At 68.9% G+C, this 20,858-nt stretch carries 19 protein-coding genes; 4 read left to right on the forward strand and 15 right to left on the reverse strand.

Annotated elements, in window-relative coordinates; all coding sequences use genetic code 11:
* The first annotated feature begins 8 nt into the window (after positions 1-8).
* Entirely contained in the window at positions 9-1,760 is a 1,752-nt protein-coding gene (locus AB0383_RS48510) for a multicopper oxidase domain-containing protein (protein ID WP_366191358.1), read from the forward strand.
* Positions 1,761-1,819: 59 nt separating this feature from the next.
* Here the strand turns inward: AB0383_RS48510 and AB0383_RS48515 are convergent, their stop codons facing one another.
* The 3 genes from AB0383_RS48515 to AB0383_RS48525 form a co-directional block, all read right to left on the reverse strand.
* Positions 1,820-3,145, reverse strand: a complete 1,326-nt coding sequence (locus AB0383_RS48515; RefSeq protein WP_364172545.1) for an NAD(P)/FAD-dependent oxidoreductase — start codon at positions 3,143-3,145, stop codon at positions 1,820-1,822.
* Positions 3,146-3,229: 84 nt separating this feature from the next.
* Complete coding sequence (locus AB0383_RS48520; RefSeq protein WP_366191360.1) at positions 3,230-3,916, reverse strand: uracil-DNA glycosylase; 687 nt, start codon at positions 3,914-3,916, stop codon at positions 3,230-3,232.
* The gene (locus AB0383_RS48525) at positions 3,916-4,572 is read right to left on the reverse strand and encodes an endonuclease V (protein ID WP_364172550.1); all 657 of its coding nucleotides are present in this window, start codon (positions 4,570-4,572) and stop codon (positions 3,916-3,918) included. Before AB0383_RS48525 ends, AB0383_RS48520 begins: the two co-directional genes overlap by 1 nt.
* Before the next feature lie 50 nt (positions 4,573-4,622).
* Here AB0383_RS48525 and AB0383_RS48530 point away from each other — a divergent pair, with 50 nt between their 5' ends.
* On the forward strand, positions 4,623-6,107 hold the full coding sequence (locus tag AB0383_RS48530) for a peptidase S10 (RefSeq protein ID WP_366191362.1): 1,485 nt from the start codon (positions 4,623-4,625) through the stop codon (positions 6,105-6,107).
* Between the two features lie 47 nt (positions 6,108-6,154).
* On the opposite strand, the gene AB0383_RS48535 is transcribed toward AB0383_RS48530, so the two are convergent.
* Positions 6,155-6,523, reverse strand: a complete 369-nt coding sequence (locus AB0383_RS48535) for a DoxX family protein (protein WP_366191364.1) — start codon at positions 6,521-6,523, stop codon at positions 6,155-6,157.
* 103 nt (positions 6,524-6,626) lie between these two features.
* On the opposite strand from AB0383_RS48535, the gene AB0383_RS48540 reads away from it, so the two are divergent.
* The gene (locus tag AB0383_RS48540) at positions 6,627-6,986 is read left to right on the forward strand and encodes a helix-turn-helix domain-containing protein (RefSeq protein ID WP_354864057.1); all 360 of its coding nucleotides are present in this window, start codon (positions 6,627-6,629) and stop codon (positions 6,984-6,986) included.
* 125 nt (positions 6,987-7,111) lie between these two features.
* Here the strand turns inward: AB0383_RS48540 and AB0383_RS48545 are convergent, their stop codons facing one another.
* From AB0383_RS48545 to AB0383_RS48590, 10 genes are all read right to left on the reverse strand, one after another.
* Positions 7,112-7,975, reverse strand: coding sequence for an LLM class flavin-dependent oxidoreductase (locus AB0383_RS48545; RefSeq protein WP_366191367.1), 864 nt, complete (start codon positions 7,973-7,975; stop codon positions 7,112-7,114).
* 43 nt (positions 7,976-8,018) lie between these two features.
* Entirely contained in the window at positions 8,019-8,981 is a 963-nt protein-coding gene (locus AB0383_RS48550; RefSeq protein WP_366191369.1) for a hypothetical protein, read from the reverse strand.
* 158 nt (positions 8,982-9,139) lie between these two features.
* Positions 9,140-10,840, reverse strand: coding sequence for a S8 family serine peptidase (locus AB0383_RS48555; protein ID WP_366191371.1), 1,701 nt, complete (start codon positions 10,838-10,840; stop codon positions 9,140-9,142).
* Between the two features lie 89 nt (positions 10,841-10,929).
* Positions 10,930-11,928: a dipeptide ABC transporter ATP-binding protein gene (locus tag AB0383_RS48560; RefSeq protein ID WP_366191373.1), complete on the reverse strand. Its 999-nt coding sequence runs from the start codon at positions 11,926-11,928 to the stop codon at positions 10,930-10,932.
* Complete coding sequence (locus tag AB0383_RS48565) at positions 11,921-12,922, reverse strand: ABC transporter ATP-binding protein (RefSeq protein WP_364172574.1); 1,002 nt, start codon at positions 12,920-12,922, stop codon at positions 11,921-11,923. The genes AB0383_RS48560 and AB0383_RS48565 overlap by 8 nt, the downstream gene beginning before the upstream one ends.
* 6 nt (positions 12,923-12,928) lie before the next feature.
* Positions 12,929-13,882 carry an ABC transporter permease gene (locus tag AB0383_RS48570; RefSeq protein ID WP_366191376.1) on the reverse strand — a complete coding sequence of 318 codons (954 nt, stop codon included), beginning with the start codon at positions 13,880-13,882 and terminating at the stop codon, positions 12,929-12,931.
* The gene (locus AB0383_RS48575; RefSeq protein WP_220244268.1) at positions 13,875-14,801 is read right to left on the reverse strand and encodes an ABC transporter permease; all 927 of its coding nucleotides are present in this window, start codon (positions 14,799-14,801) and stop codon (positions 13,875-13,877) included. Before AB0383_RS48575 ends, AB0383_RS48570 begins: the two co-directional genes overlap by 8 nt.
* 95 nt (positions 14,802-14,896) lie before the next feature.
* Positions 14,897-16,519 (reverse strand): ABC transporter substrate-binding protein, encoded by a 1,623-nt coding sequence (locus tag AB0383_RS48580; RefSeq protein ID WP_364172580.1) that lies wholly within the window; start codon positions 16,517-16,519, stop codon positions 14,897-14,899.
* Between the two features lie 166 nt (positions 16,520-16,685).
* Positions 16,686-17,639, reverse strand: coding sequence for a Ppx/GppA phosphatase family protein (locus tag AB0383_RS48585; RefSeq protein ID WP_366191379.1), 954 nt, complete (start codon positions 17,637-17,639; stop codon positions 16,686-16,688).
* Positions 17,640-17,663: 24 nt separating this feature from the next.
* Entirely contained in the window at positions 17,664-18,734 is a 1,071-nt protein-coding gene (locus tag AB0383_RS48590) for a lytic murein transglycosylase (RefSeq protein WP_366191381.1), read from the reverse strand.
* A 156-nt stretch (positions 18,735-18,890) separates the two neighbouring features.
* On the opposite strand from AB0383_RS48590, the gene AB0383_RS48595 reads away from it, so the two are divergent.
* Positions 18,891-19,655 carry a hypothetical protein gene (locus tag AB0383_RS48595; RefSeq protein WP_366191383.1) on the forward strand — a complete coding sequence of 255 codons (765 nt, stop codon included), beginning with the start codon at positions 18,891-18,893 and terminating at the stop codon, positions 19,653-19,655.
* Positions 19,656-20,060: 405 nt separating this feature from the next.
* On the opposite strand, the gene AB0383_RS48600 is transcribed toward AB0383_RS48595, so the two are convergent.
* The gene (locus tag AB0383_RS48600; protein ID WP_364172591.1) at positions 20,061-20,594 is read right to left on the reverse strand and encodes a DUF501 domain-containing protein; all 534 of its coding nucleotides are present in this window, start codon (positions 20,592-20,594) and stop codon (positions 20,061-20,063) included.
* Positions 20,595-20,858: the final 264 nt, after the last annotated feature.

The raw sequence follows: 20,858 nt of genomic DNA on the forward strand, positions 1-20,858 counted from the left end.
AACCTCCCATGGCAGAAGGCATCTCCCGTCGACGGCTGTTCAAAGCGACCGCGGCCACCGCAGCGACCGCGGCAATCCCGACCAGAGCAGCCAGACCCCAAACCGACGCAGACCTCCGCACCTTCCCCTCGCCCGACCTCCCGCCCTACGTCGACGAGCTCCCGATCCCGCAGACCATCCGCGGCGACCACCGCCTCGCCATGGCCGAGTCCACCCACCGCTTCCACCGCGACCTCGCCCCCGCGCCCACCTGGTCCTACGGCGGCGCCGAGTACCTCGGGCCCACCATCGAGGCCCACGCGAACCAGCGACTCGAGCTGACGTTCGACAACAAGCTCGGCCGGCACCTCTTCGCGGAAGACGTCGACTCGACCCTCGACGGCGCGTCCGAGGAAAGCCGCACCAAACCCCACACTTCGGTCCACCTGCACGGCGCCATCACGCCGCCCGAGATGGACGGCCACCCGATGGACGTCTTCCTCCCCGGCGAGCACCGCACCTACCGCCACGAAAACCGCCAGCCGGCCGCCGGCCTCTGGTACCACGACCACGGCATGGGCCTCACGCGCCTGAACGTCCACGCGGGACTCGCCGGCATGTACCTCCTGCGCGACGAAGGCGACACCGGCGACCGCACCAACGCGTGGCACCTGCCCAGCGGCGAGTTCGAACTACCGCTGATCCTGGCCGACCGCCGCTTCCACGCCGACGGCTCGCTCAACTACCGCACCCTCACCCTCGTCCCGCAGGGTCACTGGGACGGCGGCCAGATCGGCGACCGCATGACGGTCAACGGCAAGGTCTCGCCGTACACGAACGTCGCCCGCGGCCAGTACCGGTTCCGGGTGCTCAACGCATCGAACTTCCGCTCCTACCACCTGTTCTTCCGCGACCGCCGCCCCTTCCACGTGATCGGCAACGACGCCGGCCTGCTCGACGCCCCCGTCGTCACCACCGACGTCCGCCTCACGCCCGGCGAGCGCGCCGACCTCGTGGTCGACTTCTCGGACCTCGAAAAAGGCGAACACGTCGACCTCGTCAACGACCAACGCGAAGCCGCGCTCATCGCCCTCGTCACGGGTGCGCAGCCGTTGCCCGACGTCGTGCGTTTCACCAGCACCGGCGCGAAAGGTCGCCGGCAGGCGCTGCCGACTCGCCTGCGCGTCACGAAAAAGCCGTCGGCACCCGACCGCCGCCGCGTCGTCACGCTCACCCAGGACCTCAAGCTCACGCGCTGGCCGCCGGTCGGCATGTCGCTCAACAACCTCTGCTTCGAGGACGATCCGATCGCACTGCCACGCCAGGGAACCACGGAACTGTGGGAGGTCGTGAACCTCACCGTCGAGGACCACCCCGTGCACCTGCACCTGGTGAACCTGCACCTGCTCAACCGACAGATGTTCGACCCGGTCGCCTACTCACTGGCGAACCCGCGCCCGCCGATGCACACGGAGTGGGCGCCGCCGCCGGACGAGTTCCTCCTCGGCGCACCCCAGCCGCCCGCGCCTTGGGAGGCGGGGCCGAAGGACACCGTGAACTGCCCGCAGAACACCGTCACGCGCTTCCTCGTGCACTTCCCGACGGCCGACGAACTCGGCTTCGACCCGGACGCGACGTTCACCCCGGCCCGGCACGCGATGTCCGGCATGACGATGGCCGAGCACGACATGGACATGGACCTCCAGGGCTACGTCTGGCACTGCCACATCCTCGACCATGAAGACGACTGCATGATGGCCCGCTACCGCCTCGTCCAGTAACCGAAAACGCCAGAAGCCGGACCTCCCGACAGGAGGTCCGGCTTCAGCGGGAACCCAACTCAGCCCTTCGAAACCCGGGCGAACTCTTCCTTCGGGTTGTTGATCTGCCCGAGCGAAATCACCTCACGGCGGAACAGGCCGCCGAGCATCCAGTCGAACAGGATGCGGGTCTTGCGGTTCCACGTCGGCATCGCCTTGAGGTGGTACGCGCGGTGGAAGAGCCAGGCGGGGAAGCCCTTGATCTTCAGGTTCAGCGCGTCGGCGACACCCTTGTGCAGGCCGAGGCTGGCGACCGCACCGAGGTTCTTGTGGAAGTAGTCCTTCGGCTGGCCGCCGCGCAGGACCTTGATGATGTTCTTGGCCAGCAGCGTCGCCTGGCGCACGGCGTGCTGCGCGTTGGGCGGGCACGTGGCCGTCGGGTCCTGCTCGGTGCGCGAGAGGTCGGGGATCGCGGCGTTGTCGCCCGCCGTCCACACCTCGGGGTGGCCGACGACCTGCATCGCGGCGGTGGCCTCGACGCGGCCGCGCTTGTCGAGCGGCAGGTCGGAGTCGGCGAGCACCGGGTTGGCCTTCACGCCGGCCGTCCAGATGAGCGTATCGGTGTCGAACTCGGTGCCGTCCGAGAGCACGACGTGACCGTTTTCGAACGACTTCGCCGCCGTCGACAGGTAGACCTCGATGCCGCGCTTCTCCAGCTGCTGCACCGTGTACACGCCGAGCGTCTCGCGCACCTCGGGCAGGATCCGCCCGGCGGCCTCGACGAGCACCCAGCGGATGTCGGCGGGCTTGATGTTCGGGTAGTAGTTGTCCACCGCGAACCGGGTCATGTCCTCGAGCTCGGCCAGCGCCTCGATGCCGGCGAAGCCGCCGCCGACGACCGTGAAGGTCAGCAGGCGCTTGCGCAGCTCGGGGTCGAGCGTGCTGGCCGCCTCGTCGAGCTTGGTCATGATGTGGTTGCGCAGGTAGATGGCCTCGCCGATGGTCTTGAAGGCGATGCCCTGCTCCGCCAGGCCCGGGATCGGGAGGATGCGGGCGACGGCGCCGAGCGCGACCACGAGCACGTCGTAGTTCAGCGTCTCGATGTGGCCGTCGGCGGCCTCGACCGTGACGGCCTTGCGCTCGTTCTCGATCTTCGTCACGCGCGCGGTGAGCACGTGGCAGCGCTTGAGCACGCGGCGCAGGGGCACCACCACGTGACGGGGTTCGATCGCGCCGGCCGCCGCCTCGGGCAGGAAGGGCGCGTAGGTCATGTGCGGCTGAGGGTCAACGACGGTCACGGAGGCCTCGTTGGCGCGCAGCATCTTCTGGAGCCCGTACGCCGTGTACAGGCCGACGTAACCACCACCGAGGATGAGGATCCGAGTCGGTTCCGACTTAGCAGCCATGACTCCATAGTCGCACTTGCCGAGCCGTATCGCTCGGGTACCCCGCCCTGCTGTGACCAGCATCGCCATGCAGGCGGTAACGATTCAGAAGAGGCTGGCGGCCCTGGCCGCGGAGGCGAACACGTCACACACCATCGCGTGAGTCACACGGCCCGTCTGGACATTACGGGGTGACACGTGGTAACAGCCGTGCAGCTGTAGGTCACCGAGCTCGACGACGGTCCCGTGCCCGAACGCTGGCCGCGGCGCCGGCACCGGCCACCCCGCCTCGGCGAGCACTGGCAGCAGTGCCTGCCAGCCGAACGCGCCGAGCACCACGACGGCCTTCAAGGTCGGGCGCAGCAGCCTCAGCTCGTCGGCGAGCCAGTGGCGGCAGGTGTCGCGCTCGGCCGGCGTCGGCTTGTTCTCGGGCGGCGCGCAGCGGACGGGTGAGACGAGGCGGGTGCCGCGGAGGGTGAGGCCGTCGTGCTTGTCGGTGGACGTGGGCTGCGACGCCAGCCCCACCTCGTGCAGCACGCGGAACAGGAAGTCTCCCGACGGGTCGCCGGTGAACATCCGCCCGGTGCGGTTGCCGCCGTGCGCCGAGGGCGCGAGCCCGACCACGGCCAGCGCCGCGTCCGCCGGCCCGAAGCCGGGCACGGGCCTGGCCCAGTACTCGTCGTCGAGGAAGGCGGCCCGCTTGGTGACCGCCACCTTTTCGCGCCACGCCACCAGCCGCGGGCACGCGCGGCACCCGGTGACGGCGGCGTCGAGCTCCGCGAGGGTGTCCATCAGCGGCCGGCCAGAGCCGCGCGGCACAGGTGGTCGGCCGCGCGCGTCGTCTCGGGCAGGCGGTAGCGCGGGGTCAACGCGAGCGTCAGCCGGCAGGCGTGGTCGAGGCTGATCAGGTGCCCCGCGGACACGTAAACCGGTTTCACACCAGGCCTCGTGCGCACGACGGCGCCGAGCTGCTCGTCGCCGTCCAGCAGCGGCACGGTGTCGCCGGGTTCCGGGCCGGGCTCCTCGTGCGTGCCGACGAGCCGCGTCTTGCCGACGCCGAACGCCGGGGTCCCCGTGAGCACGCCGAGGTGGCACGCGAGGCCGAAGCGCCGCGGGTGGGCGAGGCCGTGGCCGTCGCACGCGAACACCTCGGGCGGGTGCGCGAGCGCCGCGATGGCGTCGAGCAGCGGCGGCAGCTCGCGGAAGGCGAACAGGCCCGGCTCGTACGGGAAGGTGACCTCGCCCGTGATCACGCGTTCCTCGACCACGCGCAGGTCGTCGAGGGCCAGCGTGACCGCGGCGGCGGCGATGCGCGTGCCGGCTGGATCGTAGGCGACGTCGAGGCCGGTCACCGTCGCCGGCGCCGGGCAGGCGTCGGTGAGGTCCACGCGGCCGCGGAGCGCATCCTGGACCTCGCGGGCCTCGGGAATCGTGGCGGGCCAGCGCATTGCGCCAGCTTTCCACAGCCTTCCCCAGCACGGTTGGCTAAGTTGGATCCATGTCGGACACCACCGAAGAGACCCCCGAAAAGCCGGCCACGGCGGAGAAGCCGCCGGAGCCCGTCGACGACCTTGTGACCACGCACCACACGCTCACGGTCAAACGCCGCAAACTGGCCTACACCGCGCAGGCCGGGCGCGTGGTGCTGCGCCAGGAGGTGCTGAAGGACGGGAAGTCGGAGGGCCTCAAGCCCAAGGCCGAGGTGTTCCTCACCGCCTACACGCTCGACGACGCCGAGCCGGGCTCGCGCCCGGTCACGTTCGCGTTCAACGGTGGCCCCGGCTCGTCCAGCATCTGGCTGCACATGGGCCTGCTGGGCCCGCGGCGGGTGCTCTCGGGTGACGTCGACGATCTGGTCCCGCCCCCGTACGGCCTCGAGGACAACAGCGAGACCCTGCTCCAGCACAGCGACCTCGTGTTCATCGACCCGGTCTCCACGGGCTACTCGCGCGTGACCGAGGGCGGCGAGTCGAAGGACTACACCGGATTCCAGGGCGACATCGAGTCGGTCGCCGAGATCATCCGGCTGTGGATCTCGCGCAACGGACGCTGGCTGTCGCCGAAGTTCCTCGCCGGCGAGTCCTACGGCACGCTGCGGGCGGCCGCGCTGGCCGGACACCTGCAGGACCGCTACGGCCTGTACCTCAACGGCCTGCTGCTCATCTCGTCCGTGCTCGACATGGGCACGCTGCGCTTCCACGAGGGCAACGACCTGCCGTACTCGCTCTACGTGCCCACCTACGCGGCCATCGCGCACTACCACGGCTTTCACGGCGATCGTCCCCTTGACGACGTCCTGGCCGACGCCGAGGACTTCGCCGCCAAGGAACTGCCGTGGGCCCTGGCGCGAGGTGCGCGGCTGTCCACTCAGGACCGCGCGGAGACCGTGGCCACGCTGGCTTCACTGACTGGGCTTTCGGAGTCCTATGTGGACCGGGTCAACCTGCGGATCGAGCACGTGCGCTTCTTCACGGAACTCCTGCGCGACCGCGGCCTGCTCGTCGGGCGCATGGACGGCCGGTTCACCACGTGGGAGGTCGACGGCGGCCGCGAGCACATGAGCGACGACGCGTCGATCTCGCGCATCATCGGCGCGTACTCGGCGGGCTTCAACCACTTCATCCGCGACGAGCTCGGGTACCAGAACGACCTGCCGTACGAGATCCTGTCCGGCGATGTCTTCAAGGCGTGGTCGTACAAGGACTTCGAGGGCCGGTTCGTGTCCGTCGTGGACTCCGTGAGCGCCGCCATGCGCGCGAACCCGCACTTGAAGGTCCACGTCGCGTTCGGTCACTACGACGGCGCCACGGCGTACTTCGCGAGTGAGCACGTGCTCGCCCACCTGCAGATCCCGGACGAACTGCGCGACAACATCGAGACGTCCTACTACCCGGCCGGGCACATGATGTACGTGCACGAACCGACGCGGATCCAGCAGTCGAAGGATCTGGGGAAGTTCGTGAAGACGGCTTCGAACCGGTAGCCGCTGTAGTGGGGCACGGTCGCCTTCGGCCGTGCCCCACGCTTTTCTCAGCCCGGAAAGCGGCCGACCGCCACGAAGGCGGCGAGCAGCAGCAGGATCATATTGGCGGGCAACGGCCGTCGCTCGTCGCGCACCACGTGCACCCGAAGCGCCCCGACCTGCACCACCACCAGCCCGACCGCGGCGACCGGGGTGAGGACCGAGGCGATCCCCGTCAGCCACGGCAGGACCACCCCGAACGCGCCGAGGATCTCCACCAGGCCGACCGCCTTCACCCCGACGTCCGACGCGTCCTTCATCCACTCGAGGTTCCCCGACGCCGCCAGCCGCTCCCGCGGCCGCACGGCCTTGAGCCCTCCGGCGGCGAGATAGACCGCCGCGAGCAGACCCTGGACGCCCCACAGTGCGATGTTCACCGAATTCCCCATTCCGCTGCCCGTTGTCGCTGGATAGTCGGCGCAACGGGGGCCGGCTGCAAAAGGCACATCGATGTATGTGTCCAGGAAAGGAGTCCCGCGCATGGCGAAGCTCACACCGGAAATCCCCGACGGCGGCGCGGTCCGCGAGGTCCTGGACCGCATCGGCGACAAGTGGAGCCTGCTCGTGATCGGCACACTGCGCACCGGCCCCCTCCGGTTCGGCGATCTGCACACGGCCGTCACCGGCGTCTCCCAGCGAATGCTCACCCTGACGCTCAAGCACCTGGTAGAAGACGGCCTGGTCACGCGCACCGCCTACGCGGAGGTCCCGCCACGCGTCGAGTACGCCCTCACCGAACTCGGCCGGACGCTCGTTCCGCGGGTCATGGCCCTCGCGGAGTGGGCGATGGCCAACCGCGAGCAGATCAACGCCAACCGCAGGTCCCACGGCGGTTCTTGATTCAGAACCGCCAGGTGCCGCAGCGCTTGCTGATCACCGATCCGGCCGGTGTTCGGATTCAGAGTGGCGAGTTCGTGCAGTCGGCTTCGACCCGCTTTCGTGGGCGCACGGTCGCGCTCGGCGGGTCACAGGACAAGATCGGCCAACCGGTCGACCTCCTCCACCTCCGCGACGGTCGGCGTGAAGGTCAGTTCGTTCAGGCCCGCCGACTCGAACTCCCGCACGATCGCCCTGATGCGGTCCGGCGTACGGACGGCGCCCTCGGCGATCGTGGTGGCGTGCGGGCCCGCGTAGGCGTAATAGGAGCGCAGGTAGTCGTCACCACGGTCGGCAGCAGACGTCGAGAAGTACGCCAGGCCCAGCAACCGCGGTTCGCCAAGCCGGCCGGCGGCGGACCACGCGGCCCGGATTTCCTTCACGGTGGGCTCGGCGCGCGCCGGGCCGCCGCCGGCGCCGGTCCAGCCGGCAGCGTGTTCGACCGTGCGGCGGACCGCGCGTTTGCTGTGCCCGCCGATGAGGAGCGGGATGCCCGGCACGTCGCCGACCACGGGGCGCTGCTCGCCGTCGAAGTCGCCGGCTTCAACTGGCGCGCCCTGCCACGCGCGGTGCAGGTAACCGAGCTGCCGATCGAAAGCCGCGCCTCGTGAAGCGAAATCCAGCCCCACCGGGAGGTAGTCCGACTCCCGCGCGCCCACGCCGAGGCCGAGCGTCAACCGCCCGCCCGACAGCGCCGCTACGGTTCCGGCCACCTTCGCCAGCACGGCGTCCGGGTACGTCGGCCCCAGCACGGCGTTCGTCAGCAGCCCGATCTCCGTGGTCGCCCCCGCGACGCCGGCCAATGCGGTCAACGAATCCCACGACGGGTACGCGACGCGCCCGATCGTGGACACGAAAGCGAACCCGCGAGCCTCCGCCCGCCGCGCCCAGTCGAGCAGCAGCCGGGCGTCGGTGCCGGGGATGGTGTTGGGAATGCCGATGCCGATGCGCATGCCGCCAGTGTGCAACCGCCCGCCGGTCGCCGCAGCGCTCGGCTCAGGGCACGAAAGCCGCGCCGACGCTCTCGTTGTTGGCCTCGATGAGGAACGAGTTGTGCGCTGCGTTGGCCGTGACCCTGGTGTACACCACGAAGTTCCGCGAGCACGTCGCGACGATCGGGAGGTTCGTCACCCAGGTGTTGATCTTGAAGTGGTGGACGGTGTTCGTCACGGTCACGCCCGCCAGCGGTCCGTTGGTCGTGGTGTTGCAGGGGTTGCCGTTCGCATCGAGCTGGTTCACCACGAGCTGCGTACCCACCAGCGAGTTCGCGCCGTCCATCCGCGCGCCGGCCGAACGTTTGCAGAGGCCGTTGTCCGCGTTGTAGCAGACGGTGATGTTCACGTCCCCGATCGCCTGCACGACCGTCGCCCCGGCGGGCGCGGTGAACGACACGGAGTTCGCGGTCGCCGAGGAGTTCACCAGCACCTTGCCGTTGAACGTCTGCTTCACTGCCGCGATGGGCCCGTCGACGTCCTGCAGGTACGAGGAGGCGAGCACCGAGATGTGCCCGCTGACGTTCGCCGCGTGGTTCACGAACTGCGCATACACCGAACAGGTGAGCGCACTGTCCGCCGGCGCCGTGACGAATCCGCGGGTGAGCAACGTCGTCGCGGTGTTCGCGAGCACGTTCTGCCCGCTCACGAGCTGCGCCGCGTTCACCGTCTGCCCAGGCCGCCGGCAGTACACGAGGTGCGAAACTTCCGTGACCTGCGCGGCGTCGTCCACGTTCAGCTTGCTGCTGACGTACCGCGTCTCCCCGGCCGGCACCGTGACCGCCGCCCCGAGCGCCCGCGTGTGCTTCCCGGTGGCCGGCGTACTCGACGGATCACTCGCGTACCCGCCGGGCGCGGAAATCGGCACGGTCGTCGCGGCGTTCGCCGCCCCGGCCCCGGCCAGGAGCCCTGCCACGACCATCCCGGCCGCGGCCACGGCCGCCTTGGTCCACCCACCACAACGCACAGTCCCCACCCCCAAGGCGCGGCACTCGACGCGCCGCCTCCATCGTTGGGCGCGCCGGTTTGCGGTGTCAATGCCCCTATTCGCGATTCACCACTTGGCGCGAAACAGCCCTGTGTCAAGGCGCGAAAACCTTGACACGGGGCCGTCAACCGCGAGAACTACTGCTTCACGTACTTGGCCCCATGCGTCACAGCCGCATAAGCATCCACAGCACCATGTCCGTAAAAACCGTTGAACGAAGCATTCCCCGTGCACGTAGCCGTGAACGACTCGTCCCGGCCTTCGTCCAGGTAGTCCACCGTCCGCGGCACCGGGCACGCGACCGGCGAAGCCGTCCCCTCCAGGACGCGCTGCACAGCATCGGGGTCCATACCGAAGCCAGAACCCGACTTCTTCCCGTACTCGGAAACAATCAACGCCGCCACACCGGCAGCGTGCGGCGTCGCCATCGAAGTCCCCTGCAGCCACTGGTAGTAGCCGACCCGCCCGTCACGAGCGACGGCCTTCTGCACACCCGCGGCGACCCCGGCCGCAGTCACGTTGCCGGCCGCGTCGACGTTCCCCTCGGCCACGGCCACGTTGCGCGGGTAAGCCGACAGGATCTCGTTCTCCACCTTCTGGAACCAAGGCGTCCCGAAGCCGTCCCGGTAATACCCACCCGGCGCCGAAACCGAGATCTGCTCGGTCCCGTAATTGGAGTAGTCCGCCTTCGCCTGCGAGGGACCGAAAGCGCCGACACCGATCGTGTGCGGGCCTTCCGTCGGCATGGTCAGACAGGACGCGTTGTCGATCTGACGCGGGTGCGCCGATGTGCTCGGGTAGTCCGGGCTGGTCGCGTCGGGCAACGGCGCGCCGAGGTCCGTGTGCTCGTTGCCGAGGGCGACGACCATCGAGACGCCCTTGCGGTGCGCGTAGTTCAGCGCCCGCGTGGTTGCCTCGATGACGGTTCGCTGCTCGGCCTGCTCCTCGGCGGAGTCGGCCGGGTTCGCGCGGCAGTTGTAGAGCCACGGGTCGGTGTAGAAGCTCATGTTCACCACGTCGATGCCCGCGTCACCGGCGTAGGTCAACGCGTCGACAGTCGGCTGCAGGAAGAAGAAGCCCGAGTCCTGACCGGCGCGGATGTTCACCAGCGAGACACCCGGCGCGACGCCCGAGACGCCGAAGCCGTTCACCGCCGCGCCGATCGTGCCGGCGACGTGGGTGCCGTGGCCGTTGTCGTCGTGGTCTACCGCGTCGACGCAGCCGCGGTACTCGCACGGGCCGTCCACCACCGCGCCGTTGACGTCGGCGACGATGTCGCGCGTGAAGTTGCGCGAGTCGGCGCGGTCGAAGTTCGGTGCGATGTCCGGGTGACTGGCGTCGACGCCGGTGTCGATGATGCCGACCTTCACGCGCTTGTCACCGGGCTGCACTGTGCGCGCGAGGTCCGACCGGGTGGACTTCAGGCCCCAGAGCTGGTCGTCCAGCGGGTCTGTACCGGAAGCACCACGCTTGGCACCGGAAGCCTTGCCCCGGCCCTCCTTCTCGACCGCGTCGTGCTTCACCTTCTTGCCGTCCCGCGGCGCCGACCCGATCGCCTTCGACCGGGCCGCGCCGAACACCGCGCTGCTGGAAGACACCCGCGCCACGAAGCCCGAAGCCGGCGCCGAAGCCGTGATCAGCCCGACGGCGTCGTTGCGGGCCACCACCGTCCCACCGGCGGCCTCGACCGCGGCCACGGCGGCGCCGACGTCCGAACGCGCCAGCACCGTGAACTCCGTGACCGGGCCGGTCACCCCTGCCGACGCGACCGGTACGAAGGAAGCCGCACCGAGCAGGGGTACCGCCAACACGGCGAGAAGCAGTCTGGGTCTTTTCACGAGTCCTCCTCCAACGCGAAAACCGACACTGCAACGTACATACCGGACACACGTCGCAGCAATCGTCAGGAGGAGGAACCCGACTAAAGTCAGGGCACCACGGACCGGGCTTCCGCGAAGTGGCACGCCGAGAGGTGACCGTCGGTGCGCGGCGACAGCTCCGGCACCTCCGTGGCGCAGATGTCCTGCGCCTTCCAGCACCGTGTGCGGAACCGGCAGCCCGACGGCGGGTCGAGCGGGCTCGGCGGGTCGCCCTCGAGCCGGATGATCTGCCGCTGCCCGCGCACCTCCGGGTCGGCCACGGGCACGGCCGAGAGCAGCGCCTGCGTGTACGGGTGCGAGGGCCGCTCGTAGATCTCGTCCTCGGTGCCGATCTCCACGATCTTGCCCAGGTACATCACGGCCACGCGCGTGGCGAGGTGCCGCACCACGGACAGGTCGTGCGCGATGAACACGTACGACAGCCCGAACTCCGTCTGCAGGTCGCCGAGCAGGTTCATCACCTGCGCCTGGATGGAGACGTCCAAAGCGGACACCGGCTCGTCGCAAATGATCACCTTCGGCCGCAGCGCGAGCGCCCGCGCGATGCCGATGCGCTGGCGCTGCCCGCCCGAGAACTGGTGCGGGTAGCGGTTGAGGTGCTCGGGGTTGAGCCCCACCACCTCCAGCAACTCACGCACCTTCTGCGCGCGCGAACCCTTCGGCGCCACCTCGGTGTGGATCTCGAACGGCTCGCCGACGATGTCGCCGACCGTCATCCGCGGGTTCAGCGACGTGTACGGGTCCTGCAGCACGATTTGGATCTCGCGCCGCAGCCGCCGCAGCTCGCCGCCGCGCAGCTTGAAGATGTCGCGGCCCTCGAACGTCGCGCCGCCCGCGGTCGGCTCCTCCAGGCGCATCAGCACCTGCGCGAGCGTCGACTTGCCACAGCCCGACTCGCCCACCACGCCGAGCGTCTCGCCCGGCGCCAGGTCGAACGAGACGCCGTCGACGGCCTTGACGTGCCCGACGGTGCGCTTGAACAGCACGCCCTGGCGCACCGGGAAGTGCTTCACCAGCTCCTGGACGCTGAGAATCGACTCAGACACGGCTTTCCACCACCTCTTCGGCGAAGTGACACGCACTGACCCGGCCGAAACCGAGGCTGTGCAACGACGGCCGTTCCTCCGAACAGCGTTGCTCCGCCCGCTTGCACCGCGGGTGGAACGGGCAGCCCGAAGGGATGTGGAGCAGGCTCGGCGGCAGCCCCTTGATCGTCTCCAGCGTCTGGCCCTTGAGATCCAGGCGCGGCAACGAGTCCATCAGCGCCGCCGTGTACGGGTGACCCGGTGACTTGAACAGCTCGTGCACGTCCGCCTGCTCCACGATCCGGCCCGCGTACATCACGGCGATCCGGTCGGCGACCTCCGCGACCACACCCAGGTCGTGGGTGATGAGGACCAGCCCCATCTGCCGTTCGCGCTGGATCTCGCCCAGCAGGTCCATGATCTGGGCCTGCACGGTCACGTCGAGAGCCGTGGTCGGCTCGTCCGCGATCAGCAGCACAGGGTCGAGCGCCAGCGACATCGCGATCATCGCGCGCTGGCGCATGCCGCCCGAGAACTGGTGCGGGTAGTCCTTCACCCGCCGCGCGGCGGCCGGGATGCGCACCAGATCCAGCAGCTCGATCGCGCGCTTGCGGGCGTCCTGTTTGGACATCCCCTGGCGAACGCGCAGCTGTTCTTCGATCTGGAACCCCACGGTGAACACGGGGTTCAGCGCCGAAAGCGCGTCCTGGAAAATCATCGCGATCTCGGTGCCGCGCAGCTCGCGCCGCCGCTCGGGCGTGGCCGTGAGCAGGTCCTCACCGCGGTAGCGGATCGAACCGCCGGTGATCACGCCGGGCGGCATGTCGAGGATGCCCATGATGGTCTGCGCGGTCACGCTCTTGCCGGAGCCGGATTCACCCAGCACCGCAAGGGTTTCGCCGGCGTGCACGGAGTAGCTCACGCCGTTGAGCACGTTGGCGACGCCGTCGGAAGTGCGGAACTCCACCTGGAGGTCTTCGACCTCGAGCAGCAGATCGTTGCGTGTATCGGTCATCGGCCGCTACCTCGACTTCGGGTCGAGCGCGTCACGGATCCCGTCACCGAGCATCACGAACGCGAGCACGGTGATGGTGACGAACGCACCGGGGAACAAGAGCATGTGCGGGTCGGCCCGGAAGTAGTCGCGCGAGTCGCTGATCATCACGCCCCACGAGATCACCGGCGGCCGCACGCCGATGCCGAGGTACGCGAGCGTCGCCTCGGCGCCGATGGCCGCGCCGAGCGCGATGGTGGCGTAGACCAGCACCGGCGCGAGCGTGTTGGGCAGCAGGTGCCGGAACACGATGCGCGGCGTGCTGGCGCCGAGCGCACGAGCGGCCTTCACGTAGTCGAGCTGCTTCGCGACCAGCGTCGCCGAGCGCATGATGCGCATGGCGACCGGCCAGGTGAGCACCGCGATGGAGCAGACCACCTGCACGATGATCGTCACGGCGCCGGGGTTGGAGCCGGGCGCGTTGAACGTCGTGAGGATGACGATCGCGCCGAGCACGAACGGCAGGCCGGCGAAGATGTCGCCGAGCCGCGAGAGCAGGCTGTCGATCAGGCGGCCGTAGTAGCCCGCGAGGATGCCGACGAGCGAGCCGAAGACCACGGTCAGGATCGTTGCGAACACGCCGACCAGCAGCGACGCGCGGGCGCCGTAGATCGTGCGGGCGTAGACGTCGTAACCCTGGTTGTCGTAGCCGAACCAGGCGTCGGCCGACGGGCCCTGGTTGGCCTTCGTCAGGTCGCCGACCCCGGGGTCGACGTGCGTGAACAGGCCCGGCGCGACCGCGATGAGCACGATGAACACGATGATCACCGCGGAGATCACGAACGCCGGCTTGCGGCGCAGCTGGCGCCAGGCGTCGCCCCACAGGCTGCGGGGCTTCTTCGTCTCGGTCGCGGAGTCGTCGATGCGCGACAGCTCCGCCGCGTCGACAGCCGTGCCTCCGACGAGGTTGGGGTCAGTCATAGCGGATCCTCGGGTCGAGAACGGCGTAGAGCAGGTCCACGATCAGGCTCATCAGCAGGTACACGAGCACGAGCAGCACCACGACGCCCACGACGGTGGCGCTCTCGCGGTTCTGGATGCCGCGGAAGATGAGCCCGCCGAGGCCGTTGATGTTGAACACGCCCTCGGTCACGATCGCGCCGCCCATCAGCGCACCCAGGTCGGTGCCGAGGAACGTCAGCACCGGGATCACCGAGTTGCGCAGCAGGTGCACGCCGACCACGCGGCTGTTGGGCTGGCCCTTCGCGATGGCCGTGCGGATGTAGTCGGCGTGGCGGTTCTCCGCGATCGACGTTCTCGTGAGCCGCGCGACGTAGGCCATCGAGAGGCTGCCCAGCGCGATGCCGGGCACGATCAGCTCACCGAAGCCCGGGTTGTCCGACACGCTCGTGTCGATGATGCCGAGCTCGGTGCCCAGCACGAGCTGCAGCACGATCGCGGTCACGAACACCGGCAGCGAGATGAGGAACGTGGTCGAGACGAGCACGAGGTTGTCGAGGAAACCCTTGCCGCGCAAGCCGGTCAGCACACCTGCGGTCAGGCCGATCACGGCCTCGATGAGCACCGCGACGAGCGCCAGGCGCAGCGTGATCGGGTAGGAGGTGGCGATCAGCTCGCCGACGGAGGTGCCGTTGAAGGTCTCGCCCCAGTCGCCCGTGAACAGGCTGCCGAGGTACTTGAGGTACTGGAGGATCAGGTTGTCGTTCAGGTGGAACTTCTCGGTCATCAGGTCGACGTAGGCCTGGGGGCAGGCCGTCTGACCGCACTTGCCGGAGAAGGGATCACCCGGGACGGCCCACACCAGCACGTAGATCAGGAAGGTCGTTCCGAAGAACACCGGGATCAGCTGGAGCAGGCGTCGCAGGACGTAGCGAATCATGCGTCAGTTCCTAGGAGTGCGCGCCGGGCGAGCCGCAGACCGTCCTTTTGAGACGGTCCGCGGCGGCCTTGGTGGTGGGACGTCTTCTCAGCGCGTCACTTGGTGACCTCGACCGACGAGTAGTCGGCGCGGCGGCGGAAGTCGAGCGTCACGGTCTTGGTGTGCTTGGACTTCGCGGCCACACCCTTCTCGTCCCAGACCGGGATCGAGGGCAGGTCCTTGGCGATGGCGTCCTCGGCCTGCTGGTAGATCTTGATCGCGGCGTCCTTGTCCGGCGTGGAGTCGGCCTGCTCCAGGAGCTGGTCGACGGCCGGGTTGGAGTAGACCGAGTCGTTCGACGAGGCACCCGAGCGGTAGATCGGGTTCAGGAAGTCCTCGATCGACGGGTAGTCGGCCGACCAGTCCGAACGGCCCATGCCGGTCAGCTTGTGGCCCGTCACGATGCTGCGCCACTGGCCGAAGTCCGTGGCCGGCACGAAGTCGCACTCGACGCCGAGCACGTTCTTGATGCTGTTGCACGCGGCCACCAGCGGCTCCTTGCGGCCACCGTCGGCGTTGGAGGCGATGGTGAGCTTGCCCTTGAAGCCGGACTTCGCGAACGCCGCCTTGGCCGCCGTCGGGTCGAACTTGCAGAACTCGCACACGGCCGGGCGGTAGCCCTCGATGCCCTGCGAGACGTAGCCGTCGGCCGGCACGTAGGTGTCGTTCATGACGGTCTTGGTGATCTGCGCGCGGTCGATCGCCATGGAGATGGCCTTGCGCAGGTCGAGGTTGTCGTAGCCGGGCACGTAGTACGGCACGGCGATGGTGCTGATGCCGAGCAGGTGACCGACGACCAGGTTGTCCTTGAGGTCGGTCTTGTACTTGCTGCCGGCCAGGGCACTGGGTGGGAGCGTCTCGATGAAGTCGAGCTTGTTGCTCAGCAGGTCCTGGTACGCGGTTTCCTGGCTCGCGTAGATCTTGATGTCCAGGTCCTTGAACTTGACCTTGTCCTGGCCCTTGTAGTCGTCGTTGCGCGTCAGCTTGATGTCGACGTTCGGCGTGCGGCTGACGAACTTCATCGGGCCGTTGCCGATCGGGTGCTGCGCGAAAGCCTTGGGGTCCTTGAAGAACACGTCGGGCAGCGGCGCGAAGGCCGTGTAGCCGATCTTGGTGGCGAAGACCGAGAACGGCGCCTTCAGCGTCACCTGGAACTCGTAGTCGCCCTTCACGACCAGGCCGGACATCTTGTCCGTGGTCGGCTTGGCGTTGTCGTCGGCCGGGTGGACGTCGTCGTAGCCCTGGATGTTCTCGAAGAACGTGCTGTTGATCTGGCCGTTGGGCGAGTAGGCGCCGTAGTTCCAGGCGTCGACGAAGTTCTTCGCCTTGACCTCGGTGCCGTCGTGGAACTTCCAGCCCTGCTTGATCTTGATGTCGAAGACCTTGGAGTCGGTCGTGGTGATCGACTCGGCCATCTGGTTGTAGGGCTGCGCGTTGTCACCCTTGAACGCGACCAGCTCGGCGAACATCGCGTCGACGGCCTTCGAGCCACCCAGCTCGTTGGTGTTCGTGGGGATCAGCGTGTTCTGCGGCTCGGTGCCGTAGACGGTGAAGGTCCCGTTGGGATCCACCTCGCCGGACGACCCGCTACTGCTGGAGCCACCACCACACGCGGCCAGGACCAATGACAAGGTTGTCACCACCGCGGCGGCTCCCCAGAGCCTGCGTGAACGCCGCATCGTTCCCCTCCATCTCATGTTCCCGAAAAGTGAGATGGAGGTTATCGGGCTATTGGCGGTTTGTAACCAGATCGCTCGGTTGCAAAAGAGTGACAACCTTGTCGCTCACCCGGGCAGAGCACGACCAAGGTCTTGTTGATCACCGCGTGTGTCCGCGCTGCTCCGCTCAGGCGAGGGACAGCGCGATTCCGTCGAGGATGTCGTGTTCGCTCACGATCAGCTGGTCCGGACCACCGCGTTTCGCGAGCTGCTCGGCCAGCACCTGCACGATCACCGCACCCCCGCCGATCACGTCCACCCTGCCCGGATGGATCACGGGGTTGGCCGCGCGGGTGGCCCGGTCGGCCGCCAGCAGGCTCGTCGCGAGGCGGTCGATCTCGGCGTGGGAGAGCTTCGACAGGTGCGTTCGCTCGGAGTCGTACTCGGGCAGCTCCTGGGCGACCGCTGACAACGTGGTCACCGTGCCGGCGACCCCGATCCAGGTTTTGGCCTTGGCCACGTCGACGACGTCGAAGGCCTCGGTGAGGATGGTCTCGGCGGTGATTTTCGCCCGGGCGATTTCTTCGTCGGTGGGCGGATCACCCTTGAGGTCGCGCTCGGTGATGCGGACGCAGCCGATGTCCACGGACTTGGCCGCGAGCACCTCGGCGCGCTGCCCGTCCCACGTGCCGAGGACGAGCTCGGTCGAGCCGCCGCCGACGTCGACGACCAAGAAGGGACCGTCGTCCGGGTCCTGCTCCCCGACCGCGCCGGTGAAGGACAGCCGCGCTTCCTCGTCGCCGCTGATCACTTCGGCCTCGACGCCGAGCGTCTCGCGCGTCATGGCGAAGAACTCGTCGCGATTGCTGGCGTCCCTCGTGGCGGAGGTGGCGACCATCCTTATTTTTTCGACGCCCTTGCGCCGCGCCGCGATCGTGTAGTCGGCGAGGGCTTTTCGCGTCCGCTCCAGCGCTTCCGGAGCCAGGCGCCCGGTGGCGTCGACGCCCTGGCCGAGGCGCACGATGCGCATCTCGCGGTGCAGGTCGCGCAGGTCCACCGTGCCGTCGTGGCGCGGCGTCAGCTCGGCGACGAGCAGGCGGATGGAGTTGGTCCCACAGTCGATCGCGGCTACACGAGGCATGGCGTCGACCTTACTGGGTGCAGGTCAGGGGGACGGGGAGTCGCCTGTTGGGCTCGCTGGTGCGGAGTTGCTGTCCCCGGGCGCCGTCGAGCTGGGCTCACCGCACGGGGGAAGACTCGGGCCGCTGCTGGGGCTGCTGCTCGGGCTGTCTGGTGTGGTCACCGGCGTGCTGTCGGCCGTCGTGCTGGTTTCGCAGGTCGGCGTGGTGCTGGTGGTGGTGGCGGTGTCCGTCGACGTGCTGCTGCTTGTGCTTCCACTCGGCGGCAACGACATCTGCGGCGGCCCGCTCGGCGGCGCACTCGACACGGGTGGCGGCGGCACAGCCGGCGGCGGCGGGTTCACGCCCGCATTGGGTGCCCCGACGGGAATCTGACTGTCCGGCAGCGGTGCGACGCCGTTGCGGTAAGCCTCGGCCCAGAGGATGACGGTGTTCACGTAGACGTCGGAGTTGTTGTAGCGGTAGATCGCCGTGCGCAGCTGGTCCGGGTTCGCGACGTCCAGGCCGCCGGAGCACAGGTAGCGCGCCGTGGCGAGCGAGGCGTCGAACAGGTTCTCCGGGTCGGCGGTGCCGTCGCCGTTCCCGTCGGACGCGTACTCGCGCCAGGTCGCGGGGATGAACTGCGCCGGCCCCACCGCGCGATCCCAGACGGTGTCGTGGTCCAGCACGCCGCCGTCGGTGTCCGGGATCGCCGCGAAGGGCCCGGTCCCGTTGAGCTCCGGGCCGAGGATCGGCTCGAGCGCCGTGCCCGCCGCGTCGACGTACCCACCCCGCGCGTGGTTGGACTCGATTCGCCCGATGCTGGCGACCAGCGCCCAGTCGATGTGGCAGTTCGGCTGCTCGTGGGCCAGGATGTCGGCCGCGTTGTGATACGCGGCCAAGGCGGTGGTCGGGATCCCAAGGAGCCCGTTGGGCAGCTCGTACGCGGGCAACGGCAGCGGGACGGGGGAGTCGGGCAGGCTGCCGTCGACGGCGACCTTTTCCACCTGGGGGTTCTGGGGGTCGTAACCCTGCTCGAGGGCTACGTCCTTGGTGTGGGCCGTCGGCAGGCCGGCCGTCCACGCCCCGATGGCCAGCGTTGCGGCGATCGCCGGCACGACCGCCAGGATCCCGACGGAGACGGAGAACGCGTTCCGGTGCTTTGCGGTGACCTTTCGGCCGCGGTACCGGGCTTTCCTCGTCGCGATCCGCAGCGCTCTCGGGCTGCGCCTCGGTGGGGCTTGATCCGGCCGTGACCAGCGGCGGGGTCTGTCTTGGCCTTCTTCAGCCTCGGCCTCGGCCTCAGCTGCTTCTGCTTCGCCCGCTTCGCTTACTTCGGCAGCGGCTCCGGCTCCGTCTTCTCCACCGGCTTCGGCTGCTTCGCCGACTTCGCCTGCTCCGGTCTGAGCCACACCGACCTGCACTTCTGGCTCGGCGCCGGGCGTCACGACCTCGGTTCCGCCGGCTACCTCGGTGTGCGCTTCGTCAATCTCGCCCGCTTCAGCCTGGGCCGCTCCGCCCTCCCCAGCGCTCTCAGCCCCAACTCCTTCAGCCTGGGCCGCAGCTTCACCGCGCGCTTCGGCTTCAGCCGCGCCACCTTCACCCGCCTCGGCCTGACTTCCTTGCCCTTCGTCGGCTCGCACAGCCTCAGCGGCTTCGACTCGCACTTCAGCTTCGTCGGCTGCTGCGGCGGCATCTTCGGCGGCTTCGGTCCAAGGCTCTTGCGCCTCGGCCTCGTCTGCCGTCTTAAGTTCGGCCGTTCCGGCTTGGGCGCTGCCCTCTGGGGCGTCATCGCCTGGCACATCCGATTCGCGTCCAGCGATCCGAGCCAGATCTTCGGCCTCGGCGGCGTTCCCCGGGCCCGGCGCACCTTCGTGATCTGCCGGGTGCTCGTTGTTGTCGGCGGCGTCGTCCGGGCCATTCGCCTCGCGCAGGGTGCGCGCGACTGCGTCTACGGCGTCTTCGCGGCCCTCGTCACCCGGTGGTTCTTCATCGTCCACGTCTGCGATCGCGGCGTGTTCGGCAGCGCCCAGCTCTGACTGGGCTTCCTCGGCCGAACTGTCGGCCTGGCCCGTGATCTCGTCGGCCGGAGCCTTGCCGGCGGCCGGCTCGGTCGAGCCCTGGCCGGCGGTCTCTGTCATGGAAGATTCCTCGCCGAGGTCGTGGCCGCGACCGTCCCCATCGCTCGCCTCGACTGCGGCCGAAGCCTCATCGCGAGGGGCGTCGCCGTGGGTTCCATTGCGGAGCTTTCGGGCGATGTGCCCGAGTCCGCGTGGCGCCCGCATGGTCCGAACCCTCCTCGGGGTCACCCGGTGATGAGCCCGATGGTTGCCTACGTCGTGTGAAGATTCCGTACTCAGCTTGGCGGCGGGTCACCCGAACGGGAACCCACAGATGCAGTAACTGCCCGCCTGTCTGGACTATCTGCACACGAGACGGGCGCGTTACTCCTCTTCGGCAGCGGCGCACTCGCCCGAGGGCCAGCCCTGGGTGTGGAGCCAGGCGAGGGTCTCGTCGCCGAAGGGGTTGACGCCCGGGCCTGCGGCGAGGGTGTGGGCGAGGTGGACGTGGAGGCACTTCACGCGCCCCGGCATGCCGCCGGCGGTGACCTGCGTGCCGAGGGACTCGATGGCGTCGCGCTCGGCCAGGTAGGTCTCGTGCGTGCGCAGGTACGCCGCGGCGAGCTCCGGGTCGGTCTCGAGCCGCGCGGTCATCTCCTTCATCACGCCGGACGCCTCCAGCGTGCCGACGAGCGACGTCAGCCGCGGGCACGTCAAGTAGTAGAGCGTGGGGAACGGGGTGCCGTTCTCGAGCCGCGGGCTCGTCTGCACCACCGACGGGTGCCCGCTCGGACACCGCGCCGCCACGGCCCGCAACGCACGCGGCGGCCGCCGGAGCTGCTCCTTGATGATCTCCCGGTCGGCATCGGAGACCGGCTCGAAGCGGGGGGGTTCCGTGCTGCTGTTGCTGCTGTTCACGCCCCCCAGGTTAGTGCCGCCGACGCCCGGCCCCTCCGCCACCTCCGCCTGAACCCCCGACTTATCCACAACTCGACTCCCCTGTGGACAACTCGGCCTCCCGCGGCCTCGACCACAGTTTTCGCCGACCCCCGCCGGTAGACTGGGATGGGGACGCCCCCCTTGGGGAGGCGGTTTCTAGCGGTGGTTGCAACACTGCTGCTAGACGGTGAGTAACTGTGTCATGCGTTCGGCGGGGCTGTCCCAGCCGAGTGTCATCCGAGG

The sequence above is a fragment of the Amycolatopsis sp. NPDC051373 genome (assembly GCF_040689465.1).
In the GTDB taxonomy this organism is placed as follows: Bacteria; Actinomycetota; Actinomycetes; order Mycobacteriales; family Pseudonocardiaceae; genus Amycolatopsis.

Bases quoted from the DNA above. Each gene is read 5' to 3' on its own strand.
- AB0383_RS48510 (WP_366191358.1), top strand. From the start codon at position 9: ATGGCAGAAGGCATCTCCCGTCGACGGCTGTTCAAAGCGACCGCGGCC.
- AB0383_RS48515 (WP_364172545.1), bottom strand. From the start codon at position 3,145: ATGGCTGCTAAGTCGGAACCGACTCGGATCCTCATCCTCGGTGGTGGT.
- AB0383_RS48520 (WP_366191360.1), bottom strand. From the start codon at position 3,916: ATGGACACCCTCGCGGAGCTCGACGCCGCCGTCACCGGGTGCCGCGCG.
- AB0383_RS48525 (WP_364172550.1), bottom strand. From the start codon at position 4,572: ATGCGCTGGCCCGCCACGATTCCCGAGGCCCGCGAGGTCCAGGATGCG.
- AB0383_RS48530 (WP_366191362.1), top strand. From the start codon at position 4,623: ATGTCGGACACCACCGAAGAGACCCCCGAAAAGCCGGCCACGGCGGAG.
- AB0383_RS48540 (WP_354864057.1), top strand. From the start codon at position 6,627: ATGGCGAAGCTCACACCGGAAATCCCCGACGGCGGCGCGGTCCGCGAG.
- AB0383_RS48545 (WP_366191367.1), bottom strand. From the start codon at position 7,975: ATGCGCATCGGCATCGGCATTCCCAACACCATCCCCGGCACCGACGCC.
- AB0383_RS48565 (WP_364172574.1), bottom strand. From the start codon at position 12,922: ATGACCGATACACGCAACGATCTGCTGCTCGAGGTCGAAGACCTCCAG.
- AB0383_RS48570 (WP_366191376.1), bottom strand. From the start codon at position 13,882: ATGACTGACCCCAACCTCGTCGGAGGCACGGCTGTCGACGCGGCGGAG.
- AB0383_RS48575 (WP_220244268.1), bottom strand. From the start codon at position 14,801: ATGATTCGCTACGTCCTGCGACGCCTGCTCCAGCTGATCCCGGTGTTC.
- AB0383_RS48580 (WP_364172580.1), bottom strand. From the start codon at position 16,519: ATGCGGCGTTCACGCAGGCTCTGGGGAGCCGCCGCGGTGGTGACAACC.
- AB0383_RS48585 (WP_366191379.1), bottom strand. From the start codon at position 17,639: ATGCCTCGTGTAGCCGCGATCGACTGTGGGACCAACTCCATCCGCCTG.